Consider the following 13,055-nt stretch of genomic DNA (forward strand, 5'->3'; position numbering starts at 1 on the left):
CCTGTTCTGCTTTAGAGTGCCCCGCATGAAATTACGTAAGAAAAGCGTCAAACCGATCGGATTGAAAGACATCACCATTGTCGACGACACCAAGGTGCGCAAGGCAATCACCGCCGCCGCACTGGGTAACGCCATGGAATGGTTCGACTTTGGCGTCTACGGATTTGTCGCCTATGTGCTCGGCAAGGTGTTCTTCCCCGACGCCTCGCCCAGCGTACAAATGATCGCTGCACTCGGCACCTTCTCCGTGCCCTTCCTGATCCGTCCCCTGGGCGGCCTGTTCTTTGGTGCACTGGGCGATAAGTACGGACGGCAAAAAGTGCTCGCCGCGACCATCGTGATCATGTCCCTGAGCACCTTTGCCATTGGCCTCATCCCCGGTTATGCCTCGATTGGCATCTGGGCGCCGATCCTGCTGTTGCTGTGCAAAATGGCCCAGGGCTTCTCGGTGGGCGGTGAATACACCGGCGCCTCGATCTTCGTTGCCGAGTACGCCCCGGACCGCAAGCGCGGCTTCCTGGGCAGTTGGCTGGACTTTGGTTCCATCGCTGGTTTCGTCCTGGGCGCAGGCGTAGTGGTACTGATTTCCAGCGTCCTGGGCGAAGCCGAATTCGAAGCATGGGGCTGGCGCCTGCCGTTCTTCCTCGCCTTGCCCCTGGGCATCATCGGCCTGTATCTGCGCCATGCACTGGAAGAAACACCAGCATTCCAACAGCACATGGACAAACTCGAGCAAGGCGACCGCGAAGGCCTGACCCACGGCCCCAAAGTCTCGTTCAAGGAAGTCGCGACCAAGCACTGGCGCAGCCTGCTGACCTGCATCGGTATCGTCGCGGCGACCAACGTGACGTACTACATGTTGCTCACCTACATGCCGAGCTACCTGTCACATAACCTGCACTACAAAGAAAACAGCGGCGTGCTGATCATCATCGCGATCATGGTCGGCATGCTGTTCGTGCAGCCGTTCATTGGCTTTATCAGCGACAAGATCGGCCGCAAGCCTTTCATCATCGCTGGCAGCATCGGTTTGCTGTTCCTGTCCATCCCGGCGTTTATGCTGATCACCAGCGGCAAGATCGGGTTGATCTTCGCCGGCTTGCTGATCCTGGCCGTGATCCTCAACTTCTTCATCGGCGTGATGGCCTCGACACTGCCCGCGATGTTCCCCACCCACCTGCGCTACAGCGCCTTGGCCGCTGCGTTCAACGTTTCAGTACTGATCGCCGGCCTCACGCCAACCGCCGTGGCCTGGCTGGTAGAAAGCACCAACGACCTGTTCATGCCCGCCTACTACCTGATGGTGTTTGCCGTAGTCGGCCTGATCACCGGCCTGACCATGAAGGAAACCGCCAACAAGCCATTGCGCGGCGCAGCGCCGGCCGCTTCGGACATGGAAGAAGCCAAGGAGTTGCTGCAGGAACATCACGACAATATCGAGCAGAAAATCGAAGACATCGATGCAGAAATTGCCGCTCTGGAAGCCAAGCGCCAGAACCTGGTGCAGCAGCATCCGCGGATCAATTAAAGCCTGAACGTGCGAGGTGGCCCCGGCCACCACGCCAATCGAGGGTCACCGCCTCGAATTCTTGCTCAGCGCCGATGAGCGCACCGTGATCGCCGACCTGGAATGGGTTCCGCTAATTTGACGCCCGATCAGCCACCCCGACCTTGCCACGCAGCGCTGCAATATCGCGCTTGGGCGGCACGCCGAACAAGCGGCCGTATTCGCGGCTGAACTGCGACGGGCTTTCATAGCCCACCTTGAACGCCGCGCTGGACACGTCATGGTGCTCGTTCAACATCAAGCGCCGCGCCTCGTTCAGGCGCAACCACTTCTGGTACTGCAGCGGGCTCATCGCCGTCAACTGGCGAAAGTGATGATGAAAGGTCGCTGCGCTCATTTGCACGCGCGCGGCCAGCTCTTCCACGCGCAGCGCCGCGTCATAGTTGAGCTTGAGCCAGTCGATCGCCCGGGCGATGCGATAGCCCTGCCCGTCGACTGAACATATCTGCCGCAGGCGGCCAGCCTGGTCGCTTTTCAAGAGCCGGTAATGGATCTCGCGCTGGATCAACGGCGCCAGCACCGGAATGGCTTCGGGCTCATCCAGCAACGCGACGAGTCGTGCGAACGACGCGAGCATGCCTTCAGTGACGGTGCCAATCCCCACCCCTTTCAGCACTGCCCGTTCACGGGTCGGTGGCAGCTCGCTCTGGGCAATCAGCTCAGCCAGGATGCGCAGGTCCAGCTTGAACGTCAGCCCCAGGCACGGTTGCTCGGGGCTGGCGGCGATCACTTCGGAGTTGGCCGGGATGTCCAATGAGGTCACCAGAAACCGCGAGGTGTCATACGGATACCCCTCCCCGCCGACCCACAACTGCGTTTCACCCTGGGCCACCAGCACGATGCACGGCTCGACCATGCACACCACCGGTTGCGCGGGTTGCTCCCGTCGATAAAAGCCCAGGCCGGGAATCGGCATGGAGTAGTCACCGGGCGCGTGCACCCGCGAACCGATGGCCTGGATCAGTACATCCAACGCTGTTTGATTGATCGTCATAACACGCTCGTTCCTCTCTTGACTGGACTTTACCCCGGCCAGCCCGTGGGCGTCCCCGGCAAACCGCAAGACTCAGAGGATCAGGCAAGTAATCCAGTGAAACGCACTACAGAACCCCGCCCTGCCTAGGGAAAATGTGCGGACCGACCTTCTCAAGGATCATCCGATGAAAAGCCTCTTGCTCGCCCTGGGTTTGCTGGTGACTTCTTTTTCTTCACTGGGAGCCGATATGTCCAACGGAGCCAACAACTTCTACCAAAGCGACCAGGTGACCGTCGAAAAAGTCACCTTCAACAATCAATACGGCATGGCGATCGCAGGCAATCTGTTCGTGCCCAAGCACCTTGCTCCGGCCTCCAAAAATGCCGCCATCATCGTCGGCCACCCGATGGGTGCCGTCAAAGAACAAAGCGCAAACCTCTACGCCACCAAAATGGCTGAACAGGGTTTTGTCACCCTGTCCCTGGACCTGTCGTTCTGGGGCGCCAGTGCAGGCGAGCCGCGCAACGCCGTGTTGCCCGAACTCTACAGCGAAGCCTTCAGCGCCGCCGTGGATTACCTCGGCACCCGCCCAATCGTCGACCGCGAGCGCATTGGCGTGATCGGCGTCTGCGGCAGTGGCAGTTTCGCTATCGCTGCGGCGAAGATCGACCCACGCCTCAAGGCGATTGCTACCGTGAGCATGTACGACATGGGCGCCGCCAACCGCAATGGCCTCAAACATGGCGTGACCCTGGCGCAGCGCCAACAGGTCATGCTGCAAGCCGCCAACCAGCGCTACGTGGAGTTCCAGGGTGGCGAGACCGTCTACACCGGCGGCACGCCCCTTACCCTGACCGGCGATGCGATTGGCGATGAGTTCTACGATTTCTACCGCACACCGCGTGGTGAGTTCACCCCGACCGGTGCCTCGCCGCAAACCACTACGCGGCCGACGCTGAGCAGCAACGTGAAGTTCATGAACTTCTACCCGTTCAACGACATTGAGACGATTTCCCCACGCCCGCTGCTGCTGATCGCCGGCGCCAACGCCCATTCCCGTGAATTCAGCGAGGACGCCTATCAGCGTGCCGCCGAACCCAAAGAGCTGGTCATCATCCCTAACGCGGGCCATGTGGATTTGTACGACCGGGTCGACCTGATCCCGTTCGCCAAGCTCACCACCTTCTTCAAGAGCCATTTGAAGTGATGACCCACACCACAAAAAACTGGGGCGCCGTACTCGCTATGTCGCTGGCGGCATTTGCCCTGGTCGCGTCCGAATTCATGCCCGTGAGCCTGCTGACGCCGCTGGCGGCCGACCTGCACATCACCGAAGGCCAGGCCGGCCAGGGCATTTCGGTGTCCGGGTTGTTTGCCTTGCTCACGAGCCTGATGATCGCGGCCGTGGCCGCGCGGGTTGATCGCAAGCGCCTGCTGCTGTCCCTGACCCTGCTGATGATCGTCTCCGGCACGGTGGTGGCGTTCGCGCCAAATTACCTGGTGTTCATGCTGGGCCGTGCGTTGATCGGCGTGGCCATCGGCGGCTTCTGGTCGCTGTCGGCCGCCACCGCCATGCGCCTGGTGCCGGAGCCCCAGGTGCCGCGCGCATTGGCCATCGTCAATGGCGGCAACGCGCTGGCCACGGTCATCGCCGCGCCGCTGGGCAGCTTTGTCGGCGGTTTGATCGGCTGGCGCGGGGCGTTTTTTTGCGTCGTCCCGGTGGCGGTGTTGGCGGCGGCCTGGCTGATGGTGAGCATGCCGTCGATCAAATCAGAAGTCAGCGCGAAGAGCAGCGGCCTGCTGCACCTGTTGAAACGCCCGCCGGTGGCGCTGGGCATGTTGGCGGTGAGTGTATTTTTCATGGGCCAATTCATGCTGTTCACTTACCTGCGACCGTTTCTGGAGACCGTTACCCAGGTCAGCGTTTCCAGGCTGTCGTTGATGCTGCTGGTGTTGGGGCTGGCCGGGTTTACAGGGACGTTCCTGATTGAGCGCTTCCTGAAAAAAGGCCTGTTCCTGACACTGGCGATCATCCCGTTGTTGATGGCAGGAATCGCGCTGGCACTGGTCATGGTGGGCAGTTCCACCGTACTGACCACCGTGTTACTCGGGCTCTGGGGCCTGGTCGCGACTGCCGCGCCGGTGGGCTGGTGGACCTGGCTGTCGAGAACCCTGCCCGACGATGCCGAAGCAGGGGGCGGCTTGATGGTTGCGATCATTCAACTGGCGATCGCCTCAGGCGCTATCGTGGGAGGCCTGGTGTTTGACCTGAGCGGGTATCAGGCGACATTCGAGTTGAGCGCGGCAGTGCTGGGCGCCGCGGCCTTACTGGCTTGGCTGGCAGCACGCGCCAGCGGTAATCACCTGTGGCGGTCTAAATATTTCGCCGGGCTCGCCGATAACAAGGGATAACTTCTGACTTGCAGTGACGCCCTGCCGGAAACAATGCCGAATACCCTCGCCCCTATTGTCCGCTCGCTTTCCGATCGCACCAGCCTTTCGCTGGCACGTACCTCACTGTTCAAGTTCATGGCGTTGCTGGCTGTCGTCTTTGCGGCGGCAGCCTATTCGCTGGTTTACCTCGCCTATGAGTTGGACCGTGCCGAACAGGCAGAAAGCGCCTTCTATACCCGTAAAGCCGTGCAATCCCTGGAAAAAACCCTGCGGGTGACGGTCAAGGACTACGCGTTCTGGAGCGATGCCTACAAACACCTGCACGTTAAAGTGGACAGTGATTGGGCGTATGTCCGCGGCAATATCGGCGCCACGCTGTTCGAAGATTTCGGTTTTCAAGGCCTGTTTGTAGTCAATGATGCCAACCGCACGGTCTACGCGGTCGTCGATGGCAAGCTGCAAGATGTCGAACTCGCGCAATGGCTCGACCAGCCCTTTGCCGGGATTGTGGAGCAAGCACGTGCAGGCGCCGACAGCGAAACACCCGCCACAGCCTTCATCAACGTTAAGGGCAGCCCCGCGCTGGTGGCCGCAGCCGCCATCACCCCCGGCACAGACCCTACGGTGAAACCGGATGGCCGGCCTGCCTCGGTACTGATCTTCGTCGACATCCTCAACAGTGCCAAGCTGGCCGTGATCGGCGATGAATTCGGCGTGAGCAAGCTGCACATCGCTACCCCTGATGAAATCGGCAAGACGTTGCTGTTCCCCCTCGGCGACAACGGCGCTGCCGGCAGCCTGCATTGGGAGCCGGCCCGACCCGGTTTGCGCTTGATGGGCGTAGGCCTGCCCCTGCTTGGCCTGGCCGCGTTATTGGTATGCGTAATGAGCTGGGTCATTTCACGCCGCACCACGGCGGCCGCGCTCGCCCTGGACGCTAGCCATTCGTCGCTGCAGAACAGCCAGAACGCCTTGGCGACCAGCGAAGCACGCTTTCGCGATGTGGTGGAGGCGAGTTCAGATTGGGTGTGGGAAATCGACGCCGGTTGGCGCTTTACCTACCTGTCGGAGCGCTTCGAAGGCGTCACCGGGTTGGCGCGGCATGCGTGGATCGGTGCCACGATGAACGACTTGCTCGAGACCGAGACCGGCCTGCTCTCGCAATGGCTCAGCACCCCCGGACGCCGCCCGGATATCAGTGTGCAGTGCCGCTACGTCGATGCACTGGGGCTGGAACGCAGCACACGGCTGTCAGCGCGGCAGATGCCGTGTGGCGGCTTTCGCGGGACAGCCACCGACGTGACGGAAGAAGTCGAGTCCCGTCGACGCATCGAGTTCTTGTCTCAGCACGACGCCCTCACCGGGCTGCCCAATCGCACGCGGCTGCAAGCGTTCCTGGAGGGCAAGTTCAAGGCGCTGTCGAGCGCGGAGCTGTCAACAGCTGAGGTGTCCACCTCAACGCAGCCCCTGGTAATGCTCAGCCTGGACCTTGATCGGTTCAAACCGGTCAACGATCTGCTCGGGCACGCTGCCGGCGACCGGGTGCTCAACGAAGTGTCGGCCCGCCTGGCCGCCTGCGTGCGCCATGGTGATCTGGTCGCCCGTGTCGGCGGTGATGAATTTGTGCTGATCCTGAGCGATGCAGGCACTCAAGACGAGGTCGAAGCCCTGTGCAAGCGCTTGATCGAATCGATCGAGCGCACGATCAGAATCGACGAGCAAGAGGTGTTCATCAGCGCCAGTATTGGCATTGCCATCGCCCCCAACGATGCGCGCGAAGCCACGGAACTGCTGCGTTACGCCGATATTGCGCTGTACGAGGCAAAGGCTGCGGGCCGCAATACCTGGCGGTTCTACTCCGGCGATATGAACGCGCGGATCATCGAACGCCGACGCCTGGAGAGCGACCTGCGCTTTGCAATCAAACATGCCGAGCTGCGCCTGCACTTCCAGCCGCGCTATCGCATCGCCGACGGCCAGATGGTCGGCGCTGAAGCCCTGGTGCGCTGGCAACATCCGGTGCGCGGCCTGATCACGCCGGACACCTTTATTCCGATTGCCGAAGAGTCCGGGCTGATCCTGGCCCTGAGCGACTGGGTACTTGAAACCGCTTGTAAAAGCGCAGCCCAGTGGCCAGAGCATCTTTTTGTGTCGGTGAACCTGTCCCCTATGGAATTCAAGCGTGGCAACCTGGTAGAGCGCGTACGCCAGGCCCTGAAAACCTCGGGTATCGAACCCGCACGCGTGGAACTGGAAATCACCGAAAGCGTCATGCTCGAAGATGCCACCGGGGCGCTGGAGGTCATGCGCACGCTCAAACAATTGGGCATACGCATCGCCATGGATGACTTCGGCACCGGTTACTCATCCCTGAGCTACCTGCGCACGTTCCCGTTCGACGGTTTGAAGATAGACCGCAGCTTCCTGACCCGGCTGGAAGAAAGCGACGATGACAAGGCGATTATCCAGGCCATTGTCGGCCTGGGCCGCGCCCTGGCACTGACGGTAACGGCCGAAGGCGTCGAAACGGCTGAACACGTGGCACTGCTCAAGGCCGTGGCCTGTGAAGAGGGCCAAGGCTATTTCCTCAGTCGCCCCCTGGACATCGAAACCTTCACTCGCCTGTTGGACGTGCAAGCCGGCATCGTGCAGTGATAACGCCGGGCGCTACCTGAAAAAATGGCTGGGCGTCTTGCCGAACTGCTTCTTGAACATGCTGGTGAACGCGCTCGGGCTTTCATACCCCAGCTCCAGGGCGATATCGATCACCTTTTCGCCCACCGCAATGCGCTCCAGCGCCAGCAGCAGCCTTGCTTGTTGGCGCCACTGGCCGAACGTCATGCCGGTTTCCTTGCGGAACAGGCGCTGGATGGTTTTCTGGTCAAGGTTCAAGCGCTCGCTCCAGTCCGCCACCGTCGAGGCATCGCCCGGTTCATCCTGCAACGCCTGGCAGATCCGGTGGACGCGCGGGTCGGCGGGTTGCGGCAGCGAGAGTGGCAAAGCCGGCAGCAGTGCCAGCTCGTCCAGAATCAGGTGCATGATGCGCGCGTCCCGTGAGTCCTCGGCATACGGTGGTTTCAAGCTCACCGACGCCTTGATCAGCTCACTCAGCAGGGGCGAAATGCTCACGGCCTTGGTTTCGGTGGGCAAATTGGTAAAGCTGTCGGGACGGACAAAGACGCTGCGCATCTTCAACGGGCCTACACAACGCAAGGAGTGGACGTGCCCACTGGGCATCCAGAAGCCGCGATTGGGCGGCACCGTCCACTGGTTCTGCGCCGAGTGCACCACCATCACGCCTTCGGTGGCGTACAGCAGTTGATGCTTCTCATGGCTGTGGTCGGGGATCACCCAGTTTTCCGGATAATCGGTGGCCGAACTGATGACAGCCCAATCGCCCTCGTCGATCTCCTGTAAAAATAGATCCAGTGATTTGATCATTTCGCCCTTTTTGCGCTAGTTGCCTCCCGAATTTCGCGAGACAGGCATTTGCAGCGAATCTAGCATAACTCCCGAATCATTTTGTAATGGATGGCCACCTAAGAAGTTGCCACCTGTGTTCGCCGCCTTGAATGGAATGCCTGCATGTCGACCCTCACTGCGTCACCCGCCGCTGCAACCACTGCGCCCCAGGCCAGCCCCTTGGTCATGCGCGTCCTTGGCGCCTGCGCCCTGGCGCATTTGATCAATGACCTGATCCAGGCCGTGCTGCCGTCGATCTACCCGATGCTCAAGGCCAACTACGGCCTGTCGTTTACCCAAGTGGGCCTGATCACCCTGACCTTCCAGCTGACTGCCTCGTTGCTGCAGCCGTGGATCGGCTACCACACCGACCGTCACCCTAAACCGTGGCTGCTGCCAGCGGGCATGGTGTGCACCCTGATCGGCATCCTGATGCTGGCGTTTGTCGGCAGCTTCCCGGCCATCCTGCTCGCAGCCGGTTTGGTCGGTGTCGGCTCGTCGACCTTCCACCCGGAAACCTCGCGCGTCGCACGCCTGGCCTCCGGCGGGCGCTACGGCCTGGCGCAGTCGACGTTCCAGGTCGGCGGCAACACCGGCAGCGCCTTGGGCCCGTTGCTCGCGGCGGCAATCATCATTCCCTACGGCCAGGGCCATATCGCCTGGTTCGGGCTGTTTGCGGTGTTCGCGATCCTGGTGCTCTACGGTTTAAGCCGCTGGTACCGTAACCACCTCAACCTGTTCAAGCTCAAGCAAGGCGGCCAAGCCACCCATGGCTTGTCCAAAGGCCGCGTGACCTTTGCCTTGGTGGTGCTGGCTGCGCTGGTGTTTTCCAAGTACTTCTACATGACCAGCCTGACCAGCTACTTCACCTTTTACCTGATTGAAAAATTCCAGCTGTCCGTCGCCAGCTCGCAGATGTACCTGTTCCTGTTCCTCGGTGCGGTTGCCGTCGGTACCTTCGCGGGCGGCCCGATTGGCGACAAGATCGGCCGCAAGAAGGTCATCTGGTTCTCCATCCTCGGCGCCGCGCCGTTCACCCTCGCGCTGCCCTACGTCGACCTGTACTGGACGGCGGTGCTGAGCGTGGTGATCGGTTTTGTGCTCGCCTCGGCGTTCTCGGCCATCGTGGTGTTTGCCCAGGAACTGGTGCCGGGCAATGTGGGCATGATCGCCGGGATATTCTTCGGCCTGATGTTCGGCTTCAGCGGGATTGGTGCAGCGTTGCTGGGGTTGCTTGCCGATAGCCACGGCATCGAATACGTCTACAAAATCTGCTCGTTCCTGCCGTTAGTCGGCATCCTGACGATATTGTTACCGTCAACCAAAGGCGTTTGACGTCTACGGCATGCGCAGGCACGAACGCCTGCGCAAGCTGAACAGGCCAATCCATGTTTAAATCCTTGTTTGGCGGCTTCCTGTGCGTTCACGCTTGCCTCCCTACCAAGGAAACACCCGTATGCGTCTGGCAGATTTCATTATTGAGAACCTCGAGCCGATCCTTCAGGCCTGGGAGGACTTTGCCCGCACTATCCAGACGCCTGGGGCTGATCTCGACCGTGTAGACCTGCGTGATCATGCCGAGCAGATGCTGCGAGCCATTGCCGTGGACCTGCGCAACACGCAGACCGCGCAGGAGCAAATCGACAAGGCCCAGGGCCTCGCACCGCAGGACGAAGACGAAACCCCCGCCGAAACCCATGCCGTGACACGCTTGATGGCGGGTTTCTCGATTGATCAGATGGTGTCTGAATACCGCGCGCTGCGCACCAGCGTGCTCAGCCAGTGGCTCCAGCAGGTCAAACACGGCACGCCGCTGGATATCGATGACATGAACCGCTTTCATGAAGCCATCGATCAAGCCCTCACGGAGTCCATTGCCAGTTACTCACGGGCGGTAGAAGCCTCGCGCAATGTGTTCCTGGGTATCCTCGGCCATGATTTGCGCACGCCCTTGGGCGCCATTCTGCTAGGCGCCGACATACTTCGGCGTTCGGAAGAGCTCGGGGAACGCGGCAACAAAGTCGCCGGGCAGATTTACACCAGTGTTCAACGGGCGAGCCAGATTGTCGGCGACCTGCTGGATTTGACCCGGTGCCAGATGGGCCCCGGCATCCCCGTGAAACGGGTGGACGTTGACTTGGCCCCCATTTGCGAACGCATCGTCGAAGAAATGCGCTCGTTTCACCCCCACGCGCAACTCAAATATGAAACCACAGCGCCCGCGCTTGGGGCGTTCGACGGCGCGCGCATGGAGCAGGTGTTCTCCAATATCATCAGTAATGCGGTGCAGCACGGCGATGCTCGCCTGCCGATCACGGTACGGCTCGCGGTTTCAGAGGGCAGCCTGGTGTTCACCGTTCACAATCAAGGCGCGCCGATTCCAGAGGATGTGTTGCCGTTCATTTTCAATCCCATGGGGCGTTTTTCGCAGCGCTCGGTGATTGAGCATGGCCCTGCAGAAGGCCTCGGGCTGGGGCTTTTCATCGCGTCCGAGATCGTGGCGGCCCATGACGGTTCGATCGAGGTCACGTCAACGTCGCAGTGGGGTACGGAGTTTCGGGTGACGGTGCCGCTGGTTGCAGCTTGACACACTGATAGCTACTCGCCAGCAAGGCTCCGAAAACGCGTCGGAAACGCTTACAATCGCGCTTTCAAACGCACCCCAGGCGGCCCGGCAACATGACGCTCGACCCTCCTACGATTTTGGCACTTTCCGTTGCCCTGGCAGCCGCTGCCGCCCTGTACCTGGCCGTTGAATGGCGCAGCGTGCGCGAACCGTCGCTGCTGTGCTGGAGCGCCGGTTTCGCCACTATCGGCCTTGGCTCCACGCTCGCCCTGCTGCGCATCAATGGCTTTATGATAATCGGCATCTGGTTCGCCAATGGCTTGCTGGTGACCGCACACTTCCTGTTTTTACTTGGGGTGGCGCGATTTACTCAAACCCGCCTGTCGCCGCTGTGGCTGCTGATGTTGTTGACCTGGCTGGGCATGCTGATGCTGCCGGTGGACCCGTCATGGTCCAAAGCCATGCTGGCGGTGCAGTCACTGTTGGTGGCGTTGCCGACGCTGCGCGCCAGCTTTTTGCTGCGGCCCCATGGCAAATCCTTGAGCATCGGCGCGGTGCAATTGCGCTACGTGCTGCTGATCCATGGCGCGTTCTATGTGGCCAAGGCGTTATCGGTGCTGATCCCGGGCACCTTGATCGACCTCGCCGCATTCAAGGGCGAGATCATCCAGATTTCCCTGGTGGAAGGCGCCATGGCGATCATGTTGATTGCATTGTCGATGACCGGCTCCGAGCGCTACCGCCGCGAACAACAGATCGCCCGCCTCGCCGCCCGTGACCCACTGACCGCCCTGTACAACCGCCGCGCCCTCGACCTGCGCGCGCCGCGCTTGCTGGCCCAGGTATCGCCCGCACAACCCGGCGCCTTACTGCTGATCGATATCGACAATTTCAAATTGGTCAACGACCTTCATGGCCACACCGCCGGCGACCGCTTGTTGATCGCCTTGAGCGAATTGATTCGTGGCGCGATGCCTCAGGGCGCGCTGGCTGCGCGTTTGGGTGGGGATGAGTTCGTGATCCTGTTGAATCCGGCCTCGACTGAGCAGATTGTCGAACTGGGCAGCAGCCTGCGCGAACAGTTTCATCACCTGGCCTCGCAGACCTTCATGACGCCTGCACCCGTGACCCTGAGCATCGGCGCCAACCTGTTCGACCAGCCACCCCCCAGCCTCGCGGCGCTGATTGAGCAAGGTGACAGCACCTTGTATGAATCCAAGCGTGGCGGGCGGGATAGCATCCGGTTGGTGGATAGAACGGGAGCTGCATCCTAAACGTGAATGGGAAAGTCCATCAATCTGGCGCTCAGCGTGACGCCCAGCCCGAACAAGCAAATGCAGCCCAGTCCATACGCGAGTGTGCGCCAAGGCTGGCAGCCAGCCAGATACATCAGCGTGTGTGCGACCCGGGCAAGGGTAAAACACACAAACAGCCCTGCAGTCAGAGTGCCGGTAGCTCCCAGCCCGATGCAAAGTCCCCCCAACACGAAAAATATTGGAATGTTCTCCAAGTCATTCGCCCAGGCCTTGGCCGCCCTGGCGACTTGCGGCACCTCCTCTGAATGCACTGCCCGATTGAAGAACGCCGCATCCTCACGATTGGTAAATGCGAAACCCCGTATCCGAAAAAAGCCCTGATAGCAGGAAATCGCAAACATCTTCAGGCACAGCACCAGCACACACAGCGCGTAGACCTGCAAAAGCTCATTCATCTCGGTACCCGTTCACCACGAGATACAGCAACGGCCCCACCGACACAAACACCGCCGTGAGCACCCAGTACGGCACCACCGAAGCCATCGACCGTCCTCGCCGCCGCGCATCCCGGTACATCCATACGCACGCCAGCACCGCCATCAAGTACAGGTCTATCACCACCTGCGCCGTGTCCGGCCGCGACATCAGTTCCAGCCCAAATGCCAGCAGCGACTGCTCCGCCGTCAGCATCGTCGCCAGGGTGTACAACGAAAATCCCAGCAAGCTCGCCAGGGCAATAGAGGGTCGTCTCATGGTCGCATCCTTGGAATGATGAAGGCCTAAGTTAGTGATAAGGTTCAGCCCTTCGCAATGACCTCGGAGGTCATGACCACG

11 protein-coding genes are annotated in these 13,055 nt (G+C 60.8%); 7 read left to right on the plus strand and 4 right to left on the minus strand.

The window, feature by feature from the left end; genetic code table 11:
- Nucleotides 1-25 precede the first annotated feature (25 nt).
- Nucleotides 26-1,528: a glycine betaine/L-proline transporter ProP gene (proP, locus tag BFP95_RS05535; RefSeq protein WP_065872891.1), complete on the plus strand. Its 1,503-nt coding sequence runs from the start codon at nt 26-28 to the stop codon at nt 1,526-1,528.
- A 112-nt stretch (nt 1,529-1,640) separates the two neighbouring features.
- On the opposite strand, the gene BFP95_RS05540 is transcribed toward proP, so the two are convergent.
- The gene (locus BFP95_RS05540; RefSeq protein WP_065909503.1) at nt 1,641-2,561 is read right to left on the minus strand and encodes an AraC family transcriptional regulator; all 921 of its coding nucleotides are present in this window, start codon (nt 2,559-2,561) and stop codon (nt 1,641-1,643) included.
- A gap of 166 nt (nt 2,562-2,727) precedes the next feature.
- Here BFP95_RS05540 and BFP95_RS05545 point away from each other — a divergent pair, with 166 nt between their 5' ends.
- The 3 genes from BFP95_RS05545 to BFP95_RS05555 are packed head-to-tail and all read left to right on the plus strand — an operon-like array spanning nt 2,728 to nt 7,592.
- Nucleotides 2,728-3,750: an alpha/beta hydrolase gene (locus tag BFP95_RS05545; protein WP_065872889.1), complete on the plus strand. Its 1,023-nt coding sequence runs from the start codon at nt 2,728-2,730 to the stop codon at nt 3,748-3,750.
- Complete coding sequence (locus BFP95_RS05550) at nt 3,750-4,955, plus strand: MFS transporter (protein ID WP_065872888.1); 1,206 nt, start codon at nt 3,750-3,752, stop codon at nt 4,953-4,955. Before BFP95_RS05545 ends, BFP95_RS05550 begins: the two co-directional genes overlap by 1 nt.
- Nucleotides 4,956-4,988: 33 nt before the next feature.
- Nucleotides 4,989-7,592 (plus strand): bifunctional diguanylate cyclase/phosphodiesterase, encoded by a 2,604-nt coding sequence (locus BFP95_RS05555; RefSeq protein WP_065872887.1) that lies wholly within the window; start codon nt 4,989-4,991, stop codon nt 7,590-7,592.
- 12 nt (nt 7,593-7,604) lie between these two features.
- Here BFP95_RS05555 and BFP95_RS05560 read toward each other — a convergent pair whose 3' ends face one another.
- A complete protein-coding gene (locus BFP95_RS05560; protein ID WP_065909505.1) occupies nt 7,605-8,378 on the minus strand; it encodes an AraC family transcriptional regulator in 774 nt (257 codons plus the stop codon).
- 144 nt (nt 8,379-8,522) lie between these two features.
- On the opposite strand from BFP95_RS05560, the gene BFP95_RS05565 reads away from it, so the two are divergent.
- The 3 genes from BFP95_RS05565 (at nt 8,523) to BFP95_RS05575 (ending at nt 12,239) form a co-directional block, all read left to right on the plus strand.
- Nucleotides 8,523-9,734, plus strand: a complete 1,212-nt coding sequence (locus tag BFP95_RS05565; protein ID WP_065880636.1) for an MFS transporter — start codon at nt 8,523-8,525, stop codon at nt 9,732-9,734.
- A gap of 121 nt (nt 9,735-9,855) precedes the next feature.
- Nucleotides 9,856-10,986 carry a sensor histidine kinase gene (locus BFP95_RS05570; protein ID WP_065909507.1) on the plus strand — a complete coding sequence of 377 codons (1,131 nt, stop codon included), beginning with the start codon at nt 9,856-9,858 and terminating at the stop codon, nt 10,984-10,986.
- Between the two features lie 92 nt (nt 10,987-11,078).
- Nucleotides 11,079-12,239: a GGDEF domain-containing protein gene (locus BFP95_RS05575; protein ID WP_065909510.1), complete on the plus strand. Its 1,161-nt coding sequence runs from the start codon at nt 11,079-11,081 to the stop codon at nt 12,237-12,239.
- Here BFP95_RS05575 and BFP95_RS05580 read toward each other — a convergent pair.
- Together BFP95_RS05580 and BFP95_RS05585 are read right to left on the minus strand one after the other, a co-directional pair.
- Nucleotides 12,236-12,676 (minus strand): MAPEG family protein, encoded by a 441-nt coding sequence (locus BFP95_RS05580; RefSeq protein WP_065880638.1) that lies wholly within the window; start codon nt 12,674-12,676, stop codon nt 12,236-12,238. The two genes, BFP95_RS05575 and BFP95_RS05580, sit on opposite strands and share 4 nt — an antisense overlap.
- Nucleotides 12,669-12,974, minus strand: a complete 306-nt coding sequence (locus BFP95_RS05585; RefSeq protein ID WP_065872881.1) for a DUF2834 domain-containing protein — start codon at nt 12,972-12,974, stop codon at nt 12,669-12,671. Before BFP95_RS05585 ends, BFP95_RS05580 begins: the two co-directional genes overlap by 8 nt.
- Nucleotides 12,975-13,055 lie beyond the last annotated feature (81 nt).

Source organism: Pseudomonas sp. 58 R 12 (assembly GCF_900005865.1).
Taxonomy (GTDB): Bacteria; Pseudomonadota; Gammaproteobacteria; order Pseudomonadales; family Pseudomonadaceae; genus Aquipseudomonas; species Aquipseudomonas tritici.